Source organism: Solibacillus sp. FSL W8-0474 (assembly GCF_038004065.1).
Taxonomy (GTDB): domain Bacteria; phylum Bacillota; class Bacilli; order Bacillales_A; family Planococcaceae; genus Solibacillus; species Solibacillus faecavium.
In genome coordinates this window covers 2,459,706-2,473,453 of record NZ_JBBOQJ010000001.1, presented here as the reverse complement: position 1 = coordinate 2,473,453, position 13,748 = coordinate 2,459,706, and the positions used below count along the sequence as shown (strand labels likewise).

Annotated in this window: 12 protein-coding genes and 1 riboswitch; of the genes, 10 read left to right on the top strand and 2 right to left on the bottom strand. The window is 38.5% G+C overall.

All coding sequences use genetic code 11. The features are described 5' to 3' along the window. Window positions 1–23 precede the first annotated feature (23 nt). The 4 genes from NYE67_RS12445 (at window position 24) to gcvPB (ending at window position 4,979) form a co-directional block, all read left to right on the top strand. Complete coding sequence (locus tag NYE67_RS12445; RefSeq protein ID WP_340730219.1) at window positions 24–536, top strand: shikimate kinase; 513 nt, start codon at window positions 24–26, stop codon at window positions 534–536. Between the two features lie 130 nt (window positions 537–666). Further along, window positions 667–759, top strand: a riboswitch (glycine riboswitch). 272 nt (window positions 760–1,031) lie between these two features. Then, window positions 1,032–2,135, top strand: a complete 1,104-nt coding sequence (gene gcvT / locus NYE67_RS12440; protein ID WP_340730218.1) for a glycine cleavage system aminomethyltransferase GcvT — start codon at window positions 1,032–1,034, stop codon at window positions 2,133–2,135. Between the two features lie 23 nt (window positions 2,136–2,158). Further along, window positions 2,159–3,505 (top strand): aminomethyl-transferring glycine dehydrogenase subunit GcvPA, encoded by a 1,347-nt coding sequence (gcvPA, locus tag NYE67_RS12435; protein WP_340728408.1) that lies wholly within the window; start codon window positions 2,159–2,161, stop codon window positions 3,503–3,505. Next, the gene (gene gcvPB, locus NYE67_RS12430) at window positions 3,498–4,979 is read left to right on the top strand and encodes an aminomethyl-transferring glycine dehydrogenase subunit GcvPB (RefSeq protein WP_340728407.1); all 1,482 of its coding nucleotides are present in this window, start codon (window positions 3,498–3,500) and stop codon (window positions 4,977–4,979) included. Before gcvPA ends, gcvPB begins: the two co-directional genes overlap by 8 nt. Window positions 4,980–5,108: 129 nt before the next feature. Here gcvPB and NYE67_RS12425 read toward each other — a convergent pair whose 3' ends face one another. Then, window positions 5,109–5,492: a rhodanese-like domain-containing protein gene (locus tag NYE67_RS12425; protein ID WP_191700099.1), complete on the bottom strand. Its 384-nt coding sequence runs from the start codon at window positions 5,490–5,492 to the stop codon at window positions 5,109–5,111. A gap of 99 nt (window positions 5,493–5,591) precedes the next feature. Here NYE67_RS12425 and NYE67_RS12420 point away from each other — a divergent pair, with 99 nt between their 5' ends. After that, on the top strand, window positions 5,592–6,425 hold the full coding sequence (locus NYE67_RS12420; RefSeq protein WP_340730217.1) for a lipoate--protein ligase family protein: 834 nt from the start codon (window positions 5,592–5,594) through the stop codon (window positions 6,423–6,425). Window positions 6,426–6,676: 251 nt separating this feature from the next. Then, window positions 6,677–9,247: a vitamin B12-dependent ribonucleotide reductase gene (locus NYE67_RS12415; protein WP_340728405.1), complete on the top strand. Its 2,571-nt coding sequence runs from the start codon at window positions 6,677–6,679 to the stop codon at window positions 9,245–9,247. Between the two features lie 112 nt (window positions 9,248–9,359). Here the strand turns inward: NYE67_RS12415 and NYE67_RS12410 are convergent, their stop codons facing one another. Then, on the bottom strand, window positions 9,360–10,118 hold the full coding sequence (locus NYE67_RS12410) for a YqjF family protein (RefSeq protein WP_340730911.1): 759 nt from the start codon (window positions 10,116–10,118) through the stop codon (window positions 9,360–9,362). 225 nt (window positions 10,119–10,343) lie between these two features. Between NYE67_RS12410 and trhO the strand changes: the two genes are divergently transcribed. The 4 genes from trhO to NYE67_RS12390 all read left to right on the top strand — a co-directional run bounded on the left by trhO (window position 10,344) and on the right by NYE67_RS12390 (window position 13,688). Continuing rightward, complete coding sequence (trhO, locus tag NYE67_RS12405) at window positions 10,344–11,285, top strand: oxygen-dependent tRNA uridine(34) hydroxylase TrhO (RefSeq protein ID WP_340730216.1); 942 nt, start codon at window positions 10,344–10,346, stop codon at window positions 11,283–11,285. Window positions 11,286–11,414: 129 nt separating this feature from the next. Continuing rightward, window positions 11,415–12,008 (top strand): hypothetical protein, encoded by a 594-nt coding sequence (locus NYE67_RS12400; RefSeq protein WP_340730215.1) that lies wholly within the window; start codon window positions 11,415–11,417, stop codon window positions 12,006–12,008. A 97-nt stretch (window positions 12,009–12,105) separates the two neighbouring features. Further along, window positions 12,106–12,717 (top strand): response regulator transcription factor, encoded by a 612-nt coding sequence (locus NYE67_RS12395; protein ID WP_191700091.1) that lies wholly within the window; start codon window positions 12,106–12,108, stop codon window positions 12,715–12,717. Further along, a complete protein-coding gene (locus tag NYE67_RS12390) occupies window positions 12,714–13,688 on the top strand; it encodes a sensor histidine kinase (protein WP_340730214.1) in 975 nt (324 codons plus the stop codon). The genes NYE67_RS12395 and NYE67_RS12390 overlap by 4 nt, the downstream gene beginning before the upstream one ends. Window positions 13,689–13,748: the final 60 nt, after the last annotated feature.

Genomic DNA, 13,748 nt, shown 5'->3' with positions numbered 1-13,748 from the left:
GTAATTAGAAGAAGGTGAACAGCATGCGAAAAATATATTTAGTTGGATTTATGGGATGCGGAAAAAGTGCGATTGGCAGAAGATTAAGCTATTTCTTAAAGATGCCCTATTATGATATGGACCATGAAATCGTTCGGCAACAAGGAATGTCAATTCCAGAGATCTTTGAACAATACGGGGAAGCACATTTTCGAAAAATAGAGACGGAATTTTTAAAAAACTTCCGTGATGAAGCATGCATTATCTCGACTGGCGGTGGGGTAGCCGTTAATGGAGAAAATCGTAAAATTATGCGAAAGACAGGGCTAGTCTTTTTCCTGGACGCCAAATTCGAAGATATATATATGCGAATTCGTAATGATAAAAATCGTCCCATAGTACAAATAAAGACAGAACAAGAGTTGGAAGAACTGTATCATAGCCGTAGAAAGGCTTATCGGGATGCAAGCCATATACAAGTACTGACAGTAGGTAGATCTTTAAGACAAATAGTTGAATACATTGCTTTTCAAGTAAATAGATTAAAAGGCGAATAATTTTTCGGAAAAGCGCAAAAAATGTTCGCTTATTAAGTAAAATTAAAAAAAGATTGCGTTTACAATACATTCAATGTTAGGATATTGCTAAGAGTACAGTTAATTTAAATTAGTTGAAAAACTAGCGCGGATGATGATACGGGGAGAGAACGTGATGTCACGTCGCCGAAGGAGCAAATAGCGGTGCTATGAATCTCTCAGGCAAAAAGACTCGTATTTGACGCAACTCTGGAGAGTGCTGTTGTAGTACAAGTTACTGGCAGCCACCAAAGGGGAAAGCCTAAAATGTGATAGACTATCAAATTTAGGTGTAACTTTCAGGTGCAAGGACAGAGAATCCCATTAAAAGGGATTCGTCTGTCTTTTTTTTATGGAAAAAAATACGTTTTCCAATTTAAAAGTAAAAAGAGGCAGCTAGCTGTACCGCACAATGTAATCATTCCCCGTCACATTTTTACAATGGTTATAACATAAAAAATTTAAGGAGGAAATGACATGACAAATGAATTAAAACGTACACCGCTATTTGATGAATACGCAAAATATGGTGGGAAAACAATTGACTTTGGTGGGTGGGAATTACCTGTACAATTTTCTTCTATTAAAGAAGAACATGATGCAGTTCGTAACCGTGCTGGTCTTTTTGATGTTTCACATATGGGAGAAATTTTTGTAGAAGGTTCAGATGCATTACCATATTTACAAAAAATGCTGACGAATGATATCTCTAAAATCACAGTTGGTGGAGCACAATACAGTGCACTATGCTATGAAGACGGTGGAGTTGTAGATGATTTATTAACATATCGTTTAGCAGATGAGCGCTATTTGCTTTGTGTCAATGCCTCTAATATTGAAAAAGACTTCGAATGGTTGCAAAAACATGTAGAAGGCAATGTTACAGTAACAAACGCTTCAGATGACTATGCTCAAATTGCATTACAAGGTCCATTAGCAGAGGAATTGCTGCAATCGTTAACGACGGAAGACTTGGCAGCGATTAAATATTTCAAATTTAAAGACAATGTCGATGTAGCTGGACAATCGGTACTTGTATCTCGCTCTGGTTATACAGGTGAAGATGGATTTGAAATTTACGGTACACCAGAAGCTATTATCGAACTATGGAATAAAATTTTAGATACAGGTAAAGACAAAGGTGTTGTTGCAGCTGGTTTAGGTGCCCGTGATACATTAAGATTTGAAGCATGCCTGCCATTATACGGACAGGAACTGTCTAAAGAGATTACACCACTTGAAGCTGGGATTGGGTTTGCAGTGAAATTAGCTAAAGAACCACAATTTATCGGACAACAAGCATTAATTGATCAAAAAGAAAAAGGCCTAGCTCGTAAATCAGTAGGTATTGAGATGATTGATAAAGGGATTCCACGTACCGGTTATAAAGTATTTAAAGATGGTATTGAAATTGGAGAAGTTACAACTGGCACACAATCTCCGATGACGAAACGCAACATCGGTCTAGCTTTAATTGACGCAAAATTCGCTGAAGTCGGAACTGAGTTAGAAGTTGAAATTCGCAAAAATAGAGCGAAAGCATTAATTGTGGAAAAACCGTTTTATAAACGTACAAAATAATACTTTTGAAAAGAGGGTTAACAATGAAACATCGTTATTTACCAATGACGGAACAAGATAAGCAAGAAATGTTAGATCGCGTCGGAGTTGCTACAATCGATGAACTTTTTGCAGATATCCCGGAAAAAGTTCGCTTCCAAGGAAACTACAATATTAAACCTGCAAAATCAGAAGCAGCTTTAATGAAGGAATTATCGCAACTGGCGTCAAAAAACAAAGATACTGCTAGTAATGTATCGTTTTTAGGTGCTGGTGTATATAATCACTACAAACCTGTAATTGTTGATCATGTTATTTCCCGTTCAGAGTTTTATACAGCCTATACGCCATACCAACCGGAAATTTCCCAAGGTGAGTTACAAGCAATTTTTGAGTTCCAAACGATGATCGCCGAGCTTACAGGTATGGATATCGCAAACTCTTCTATGTATGATGGGGGTACAGCGTTAGCAGAGGCAGGAATGCTTGCTGCAGGCCATACTCGCCGTAAAAAGCTTTTAGTTTCCGGTGCAGTACACCCAGAGTATAAAGATGTAGTAACGATGTATGCATACGGTCAATCAATTGAAGTGGTAACAATCCCTACAAAAGACGGTGTAACAGATGTTGAAGCGTTAAAAGGATTAATTGACGATCAAACAGCTGGCGTTATCGTGCAATATCCAAACTTCTTCGGGCAAATTGAAAACTTGCAACCTCTTGCAGATATTACACATGATGCAAAAGGATTATTTATCGTATCTGCAAATCCATTAGCACTTGGCGTTTTAACACCTCCAGGAAAATTAGGAGCGGACATTACAGTTGGTGACGCACAGCCATTCGGCATTTCCGAAGCTTTTGGTGGTCCACACTGCGGTTACTTCGCTGTTACGACTAAATTGATGCGTAAAGTACCGGGACGTTTAGTTGGGGAAACAGTAGACCAAGATGGACGCAGAGGTTACGTATTGACATTACAAGCACGTGAACAACATATTCGTCGTGATAAAGCGACATCAAATATTTGCTCAAACCAAGCGTTACTTGCTCTTGCTTCATCAGTTGCAATGACAGCACTTGGAAAGCAAGGCATGCAGGAAATGGCAAAACAAAATATCGTGAAAACACGTTACGCAAAAAATGCGTTTGAAGCAGCTGGATTCGAAGTTGTATATCAAGGTGCACACTTCAACGAAATCGTAGTAAACACAAAACATAATGTGACACAGTTAAATAAAGCATTAATCGAAAAAGGCATCATCGGTGGATTTGATTTAGGGCGAGTTTACCCTGAATTAGAAAACCATGCACTAATCGCTGTTACTGAAATACGTACAAAAGAAGAAATTGATGCACTAGTTGCAGAAATGGGGGCTTATAATGAATAACGAAAACCAAACACTCATTTTCGAAATTACAAAACCAGGCCGTATTGGTTACAACTTAGAGCCTTTAGATGTGCCTGATTTTGATCTTGAGGAGCTTATTCCATCAAATTTAGTACGTCAAGAAGCAGCTGAGCTACCTGAGGTTTCTGAATTAGATATTATGCGTCACTATACAGCACTTTCCCGTCGTAACCATGGTGTGGATTCAGGCTTCTACCCACTTGGTTCTTGTACGATGAAATACAATCCGAAAATCAATGAAACAGTTGCACGCTATGCTGGTTTTGCCAATGTTCACCCACTACAAGATGAGTCAACAGTACAAGGTGCAATGGAATTATTATATGACCTGCAAACATCCCTTCAGGAAATTACAGGTATGGATGAAGTAACATTACAGCCGGCAGCAGGCGCACATGGTGAATGGACAGCATTAATGATGATCCGTGCATTCCATGAGGCAAATGGAGAAGGGCACCGTAACAAAGTAATCGTACCGGACTCAGCTCACGGTACAAACCCGGCTTCTGCTACAGTTGCAGGTTTTGAAACAATCACAATCAAATCAGGTGAAGATGGCTTAGTTGATCTTGAAGATTTACGACGTGTTGTCGGTCCTGATACAGCAGCGCTTATGCTGACAAACCCGAACACATTAGGCTTATTCGAAGAGAATATTATTGAGATGGCGAATATCGTTCACGGTGTTGGCGGAAAAGTTTACTATGATGGCGCAAACCTAAATGCCGTTATGAGTAAAGCACGTCCTGGCGACATGGGCTTTGACTGTGTTCACTTAAACTTACACAAAACATTTACAGGTCCACACGGTGGTGGTGGTCCGGGTTCAGGTCCAGTAGGGGTAAAAGCGGATTTAATTCCATTCTTGCCAAAACCAGTATTAGTGAAAAAAGAAGATGGTACATACCACTTCGATTACAACCGTCCACAATCAATCGGTCGTGTGAAACCTTACTACGGAAACTTCGGCATTAATGTCCGTGCATATACGTATATCCGATCAATGGGACCAGATGGCTTAAAGGCTGTAACAGAATATGCTGTACTAAACGCAAACTACATGATGCGCCGTTTAGAAGAGCATTTTGATTTACCTTATAACCGTCATTGTAAGCATGAGTTCGTTTTATCGGGGCGTCGCCAGAAGAAATTAGGCGTACGAACACTGGATATTGCAAAACGCCTGCTTGATTTCGGATATCATCCACCAACAGTGTACTTCCCATTAAATGTTGAAGAGGGAATTATGATTGAACCGACTGAAACAGAATCGAAGGAAACTTTAGATGCATTCTGTGATGCAATGATTCAAATCGCACAAGAAACAATAGATAATCCTGCGTTAGTTCAGGAAGCCCCTCATACGACAGTTGTTAACCGTCTAGACGAGACACGTGCTGCAAGAACGCCAGTATTACGTTATAAAAAACAAGAACAAGTAACAGTGTCTTAATATTACCAAAAGGGTCAGAGATATTCTGACCCTTTTTCTAATGGAGAAGTTAGACTTCTTACAATTCACTTTATATATAGTAGAAACTCAAAATTAAAAGCCCTCTAATGAATTAGAGAGCCTTTAAGATTAGTTTTTTGATTTTACTTTACCTGTCCAAGTTTTAAATCCACCTTGCAATTGATAAAGCTGGCTATAACCCTTTTTCTTTAAAGATAGCGCTGCTCGTGCACTACGGCCGGAATTTTGGCAGTAAAGGTATACAGGCAGGTCAGGACGTATTTCTTTATGACGTGTGTTGAATTGCGTCATAGGAATGTTTCGAGCGCCTAAAATATGGCCTGCTTCGAATTCTTTCGGTTCGCGTAAATCGATTAATTGTGCTTTACGATAACCTTCAATAAATTGTTCTTGCGTTAAATTTGTTACCGCTTTTTTCAATCGCATTGAATTGATTACTACGTAAGCAACGATTACGACTAAAATTGCTAGAATCGTGTATAAAATTGTCACAGCGATATTGCCCCTTTCTTTCTGTACTTTCTATTATAAGAGATGAACTAGAGTTAGTCGAGCCAGTTTGCTAAAATGTATTATTGGAGGCGAGAAATTATGAAAAAACAATGGTATTTTATTAATTCCGGTCCATGTAACCCGGCATTTAATATGGCATTAGATGAAGCTTTGCTGGATTGGCACAGTGAAGGAGAAATCCCCCCTGTCATTCGATTTTATGAATGGAATCCTGCAACTTTATCGATCGGTTACTTTCAGCAAGTACATAAAGATATTAATCTACAAGCAGTCCAAAAGCAAAATTTAGGTTTTATTCGCCGTCCTACAGGTGGACGTGCTGTTTTACATGATCAGGAGCTAACATATTCCGTGATTGTATCAGAAAGTTATCCAAATATGCCAGAGACGGTAACAGAAGCATATCGTGTTATTAGCGAAGGGATATTGCAGGGGTTCCGTCAGCTAGGGCTAAACGCCTATTTCAGTATACCTGAAACGAAGGAGCAACTGGATGATCTGAAAAAGCCGAAAAGTGCAGTTTGCTTTGATGCGCCAAGCTGGTATGAGCTTGTTGTAGAAGGAAAAAAAGTGGCAGGCAGTGCGCAAACACGTCAAAAAGGTGTCATATTACAGCATGGTGCAATATTATTGGATTTAAATGAAGAATTGTTATTATCGGTATTTAATTTCGATTCTGCTGAGGCAAAAGAAAGAATGAGAAAAAAATTACCTGAAAAGGCCGTAGCGATGAATCAGTTTGTCGATGTCCCATTTACTATTGAGCAATGTGTAAATGCATTTTCAAAAGGATTTGAAGATGCGCTAAATATTGAATTGATTCCTTATGAATTAAACGAAAAACAACAGCAATATGTGGATCAATTAATGCAAAAAAAATATTTAACCGATGAGTGGAATTTCAAAAAATAGATTACGAACATTTGTTTTTATTTTTACGAAAAAAATTTTGATACTCGAAACGTTGATATACAGGGATTTAACATAAACTAAAAAAAATCAACCCTTGATTGAAATAAATATTTGGTGTAATCTTTTTTAAGGAATTATATATAACTCAACATATGGGATAGTCCTAATGAATCAAACACAAGATATGGTGTTTGATTCTCGTTTTTGTTGGGAATGTTAACATTATTAAATAGCGTTCAAAGGGGGCTTGCATGGTGGTAAGTGTTTTAGAACAATCCATCCCATTCAATCAGTTAAATCAGGATATTAAGCAATTTCCTCAAGTTCATCCGATTACACCAGATATGCATATTACGCATAAAGGTGTGTCGCGTCTTGTCATGATTGACCGGTATTCTTTTAAGGATACAGAAAAGAAAACATTAAAAGCAGGAGATTTTGTTGTACTGACAGTAAAGCAGGATCCAAAATTCCCGGCACGTGGACTAGGTATTATCAAATCAATTGATCTCGATAAGAAGAGTGCACTTATTGAAATTGAAGAGGATTATCGCCACGTACTAGAGGGAGAAGAGCAGACAACAGGAATAATTGAGCGCTCTTTAGATATTATTGAAAAGCCTTTGGAAATTTTCTATGAGCAGATTGCAAAGCGAAATGCAACAGGCTTAGCATCTGTAGAAAAAACTGAAGAAAAGCGAAAAGAATGGTTCGAAAAATTTTACGAACAGCTTGTATCAATGAACTTTATTCCAGCAGGCCGTGTAATTTATGGAGCAGGTTCGGAAACTGAAGTAACATTCTTCAACTGTTATGTAATGCCATTTGTGGCAGACTCTCGTGAAGGAATCAGTGACCACCGTAAGCAAGTAATGGAAATTATGAGCCGTGGTGGCGGTGTTGGTACAAACGGTTCAACGCTCCGTCCACGTAACACATTAGCGCGCGGTGTAAACGGTAAATCAAGTGGTTCTGTGAGCTGGCTTGATGATATTGCCAAGCTGACACATCTTGTTGAGCAAGGTGGTTCTCGCCGTGGTGCTCAAATGATTATGTTAGCAGACTGGCACCCAGATATCGTAGAGTTTATCATTTCAAAAATGCAAAACCCTCGTATTCTACGTTATTTAATCGAGAATACCGATGATGAATCGATTATTCGTCTAGCAAAAGAAAAATTAAAATTCAAGCCTTTATCACAGCAGGAAGATGCGATGTATCAAGGTATTGTGAACTATAAAAATATTGAAGGTTTTGGTGGATTTAATGAAGCGATTATCCGTGACGCTGAAACGAAACTACGTGATGGCGGAACGTATTCAGTCCATAATGCAGACTTCTTAACGGGCGCGAATATTTCGGTAACATTAACTAAAGAATTTATGGAAGCAGTAGAAAATGACGGAGAATTTCCACTGCGCTTCCCGGATGTAGCAAACTACACGCCAGAGCAAATGAAAGATTACAATGAAAAATGGCATGAAGTTGGCGATGTTCGCGAATGGGAAAAGCTTGGGTACCCAGTGCGCACATACCGTACAATTAAAGCAAAAGAACTTTGGAATTTGATTAATATTTGTGCAACATATGCTGCAGAACCAGGGATTTTCTTCATTGATAACGCAAACGACATGACGAACGCTAAAGCATACGGTCAGCAAGTTGTTGCGACAAACCCTTGTGGTGAGCAACCATTAGCACCATATTCCGTTTGTAACTTAGCTGCAGTAAACTTAGCGAAGTTTGCAAATAAGGAATCAAAAACAGTTGATTTTGAGGCGTTACGTGAAACAGTAAAAGTTGGCGTACGTATGCAAGATAACGTAATTGATGCAACACCTTACTTCCTTGACGAAAATAAAAAGCAAGCACTTGGTGAACGTCGTGTAGGTCTTGGTGTTATGGGGCTTGCGGATTTACTAATCTATTGCGAAAAAGAATATGGTTCTGAAGAAGGCAATGCACTTGTTGATCAAATCTTCAAAACAATTGCGGTTGCAGCTTATGAGCAGTCAATTGAATTAGCAACAGAGCGCGGAAGCTTCCCGTTCCTAGAAGGACAAACAGAAGCAGAAACAGCGCGTTTACGTGAAGCATTTATTAACACAGGCTTCATGAAAAAAATGCCACAGCATATTCGCGAAAATATTGTGGCAAACGGTATTCGTAACTCGCATTTATTGACGGTTGCACCAACTGGATCGACTGGTACAATGGTCGGAGTTGCAACAGGGCTTGAACCTTACTTCAGCTTTACTTACTACCGTTCAGGTCGTTTAGGGAAGTTTATTGAAGTAAAAGCCGAAATCGTAAAAGAATATTTAGATGCGAACCCAGGTGTGGATGAAAATAACTTACCAAACTGGTTCAAATCTTCAATGGAGCTTTCTGCTGAAGCTCATGCAGATGTTCAATGTATTATTCAAAACTGGATTGATTCATCGATTTCGAAAACAGTAAATGCACCAAAAGGCTATGGAGTAGAGCAAGTACAACAAGTGTACGAGCGTCTATACCGCGGCGGTGCAAAAGGTGGTACGGTGTATGTTGACGGTTCCCGTGATACACAAGTATTAACTTTAAAAGCTGAAGAGGCAAATTCAGATGAGCAATTAGAGTTTGAAGAGTTCAAACAAATGGAAGACCAAGTAAAACGTCAAGTTGTGTTAGTGGATACGATTAAACCATTAACAGATACTGACGTAACAATCGGTTCGGAAGTAGGTAATACATGTCCTGTTTGCCGTCAAGGTACGGTAGAGGAAATGGGCGGTTGCAACACATGTACAAACTGTGGCGCACAGCTGAAATGCGGACTGTAAATTTTTCCAAGTGAATTTGAAATAAATTAAAATCATCCCTCCCCTAAGAGTTTATTAGGGGAGGGATGATTTTTTTGTTGGCAATAACATATAGCCTTAGATTCATCTGTCACTAAATCCTTAACCGATTCGTAGCATGGTGTACTAATGGCCAGGCACGCACGTCAATCCTTTTTGCGAAGTGGACGATAGGAACTGTATTTTCCACTTCAATGCCTTGCTTTGATAGTATCGTATTTATCGTAATTTCGGCTTTAGCTTTTTGTAAGATCCATGGTCTATGCAAAATATCGCAGCGGACTGGAGTACCGAACAAATTTAAAGTATAGAAGCAATAACGTTCCGACATCCATTCGTCAAAAGAACCCTTTGCTGCTAAATAGGGATCTGAAATTGGTCTATAGCTACAAGCAAATTCAATTTCCAAGTCATGGCGTCTTTTACTTTCAAATTGTATGGATGAGCCACGATTGATAATTTTCATCTTAGAATACCAATACGGCAAATGGAAAAATGTTCGGGCTCCTTTTACAGCCGGCCAATTGTCTGCATCTAGACTAAAAAAGTAGATACCGGGTTTTCCGTCCATTGTCACATATGTCCGTACATTGAGTTCCGGAAAGCGGTTTGTTCCAGGTACTGGCGGCAATCCCCTAAGTCTAACCCCTGACATAAGAAAAGGAACAACTCCTATCCAATAAGTACCTTCATATGAATCCAGTTCCAGCTCTTTTGGTACTATTTTTCGTAACATTTCATATTTAATCGGGTAATGGGCAAACAAAAGATCGCTCCATGTCTGCTTCATCCCCCATGGTAAATTCGGCAAAGCCCACGGACGGTGACTGTCATCCCATTTGTTTTTATTCATTAATAACCTTTCTTCCAATGCATCTCACTTCCTTTGCCATATATTGTTTATATATAAATATATCATTATTATTCTATTCCTTTAGAAAAAGGTCAAAAAGGGAAAATTGTCCTAAAATATCAGTCTAAATACTGATAGGAAATGATTGTGCAATACCTTATCATTGTAAGGTAGTTTTAAACTATCAGGTATATCCTGCAAATATATGAATGATAGGTGGAAAACATGAATTATCAAGTATTATTATATTATCATTATACAACAATTGAAGATCCGGCAGTATTCTCAGCGGAGCATTTAGCTTTCTGTAAAGAAATCGGTTTAAAGGGACGTATTTTAGTCGCTAATGAAGGCATTAACGGGACAGTTTCTGGAACAATTGAGCAAACAGAAGCCTACATGGAAAAGATGAAGTCAGATCCTTTATTTGAAGGTATCGTATTTAAAATTGATGCGGTAGAAAGTCATGCGTTCAAAAAAATGCATGTCCGTCCTCGACCAGAGCTTGTTAACTTAGGCTTAGAGGAAGATGTTAATCCACATGAATTGACAGGCCGTTATTTATCCCCTGAGCAATTTATGAAGGAACTGCAAGATGAGAATACGGTTGTTTTAGATGTGCGCAACACATATGAATATGATGTTGGCCATTTCCGTGGCGCGATTCGACCAGAAGTACAGAATTTCCGTGATACACCGCAATGGGTACGGGAAAACCGTGAACTATTTGAAGGTAAGAACGTATTAACTTACTGTACTGGCGGTATCCGCTGCGAAAAATTCTCCGGCTGGATGAAGCGTGAAGGATTTGGGGATGTTGGTCAATTACATGGTGGTGTCGCAACATACAGTAAAGACCCAGCAACAAAAGGTCAACTTTGGGACGGCCAAATGTATGTATTCGATGAGCGTTTAACAGTGCCGATCAACCAGGTAGAGCATGTCGTAGTTGGTCGTGATCATTTCGATGGTACACCATGTGAGCGCTATATTAACTGTGCAAATCCTGAATGCAACAAGCAAGTTTTAGCATCAGAAGAAAACGAAGCGAAGCATTTAGGCGGCTGTACAATAGAGTGTACGAAACATGAACGTAACCGCTATATTGTACGTAATGTGCTATCTGAGCAACAAGTTGAAGAAGCAATTGCTTTACTGGAAGCATAAAAAACCACCCATCATAATAATAGAAAGGTAAGCTATTACATGGCTTACCTTTTTTGTGTATTTAGGTAAACTTTCTAGTACATTAGAATATCGTAATTTATTGGGGGAAAAAAGGAAGGGGGATCTTTATTGGGCAACAAGAAATATTCGCTACTGTTCAGATGTTTTTTGACTACACTTATAGTGGCGGGCTGTACAAATGAAGAAAATACAATGTCCCGTTTGGATAATGAAGATGGAAATACTATAAGTAAGCTTGAACAAACACTTCAGGATCAGCAGGAAACGATTGTAGACCATGAAAATAAACTGACAGCATTGGATGAGTGGGAGCAAGTCATGAATGAATTATCATTGCTCAAAGAGTCCACTTATTATTTGCAAAATCGACTTGATTTACAAGAAGCCGTTATAAACGAAACAACTAATTATAAAACAGCTATTTTAAATAGTTTCGATATTAACGAAGAATCATTTGTTATAAATATTACGTATACGAATAAACTCATCGATGAGGATGCGCCGAATGGTTATAGACTAATTGAATCCACAGAAGGAACGAAAGAGATAAGTATAAAAAAGGATGTGCCAATCTGGATGCTCGAAAACCCGGGAGAATCAGTACAAGTAACTTGGGAGGAATTTGCTCCAATGAGCGGATTTCTGAAATTATATGAAAAAGATGGGGAAGTAGTATTCATTTCTGAAATATATTTACCTTAATTTTCTTGTTTCACAGGCTATTTCTTTAAATAGGCTGTTTTTTTCATGAATAAACATTGTGTATAATAAGGAAAAATGCTTTAAAGGGGTACTTTTTGTGCAAAAAATTTATGTAGTAGAAGATGATACGGTAATTTTGGAAGAATTAAAACAGCTCTTAAAAAGTAATGGCTATTTACCCGTGGATGCACCCCCATGTGACTTAGCACTGTTAGATGTCAATCTTCCAGGAGAAAGTGGCTTTGAAATTTGCCGTAAGCTCCGAGAATCTTCAGATGTGCCAATCATTTTTTTGACGGCACGGGATTCTACAGAGGACGAACTTATTGGTTTTGGCGTTGGTGCGGATGATTATATTCGCAAACCTTATAATTCTTCGATCCTATTAGCGCGCATTTCACGATTATTGATGAGAAAAATAACGAGTCATCAGTCAGTGCGCGGATTAACATTGGATGTAGGGAATATGATGGTTAGCTTTGAAAACAATTCTACTGAGCTTACCAAAAATGAAACACGTATTTTAGCTTGTTTAATGAAAAAAGAACTTGTTACAAGGGAAGAAATTATAGAGGATTTATGGAATAACTCGCTGTATATTGATGAAAATACATTGTATGTCAACATTAACCGATTGCGCGAAAAGCTAAAACTACTAAATGCGACAGACTTTATTAAAACAGTACGTGGCGTAGGATATCGTCTATGATCAGAGGATTTCTTCAATCTAAACTCATATCGGTAGGTTTCTTATGGATTGGTTATCTTTTATTCCTGTTAATTTTTATGTTAATTGATGTACCATTTGGAACGATTGCCATGATATCGTTAGCCTTCATCTTCATACAGGTCAGCTGGCTTATCACAAGCTTTTTTTATGAAAAGAAGCGTTATGAAGAAATGAAGCAGCAGATGGAAAAGCTCGAGGAAACATATTTATTAGGTGAAGTTTTACGAAAACCAAAATCTTTAGTAGAGCATAAATATTATGAGGCGATGCTAGCTGTTTCTCAAGATGCTATATCCCGTGTAGAACAAAGCCAACGTTCAGCGAAAGAATATAAGGAATACGTCGAACAATGGATTCATGAAATCAAAACGCCTCTAACTGCGATGTCGTTAATTTTAGCCAATGAGCAGGATGTTTGGAAATTGCGTCGGGAACTAAAGCGTGCGGATAATTTAACTGATAACATTTTACATTATGCGCGGCTAGATTCCATCGAAAAGGACAAGCAGCTGAAAGAGCATTCACTGAATGCCATTTTAAATGATGTGGTGAAAAACCAAATGGATTTATTAATTGCATCAAAAATGAAGGTTGAAATTGATGGGGATGCCAATATTTATACGGATAATAAAGCGCTACAATTCATCGTCAATCAGCTATTGACGAACAGTGCCAAATATTGCCCTGGTGCGAAGATTACAATGCGTGTAAAGGGTAAGGAACTAATTTATGAAGATGATGGAATCGGTATTTTGTCTCACGAATTAGAGCGTATTACCGAACGGGGATATACAGGGTCAAACGGTCGTAAATTAGGGACAAGTACTGGAATGGGCTTATATATTGTGGCACAGCTGTGCAAAGAGTTACATATCGAGTTGAATATAAAATCAGAACATAACAGCTATACTCGATTTCAGTTAATCTTTCCAAATCTAACGGAAATGTAAGAATTCTGCTACCAGTCTGTTAGAAAAGAACCGTGCACAGCGTGATATGATAATGTCGAA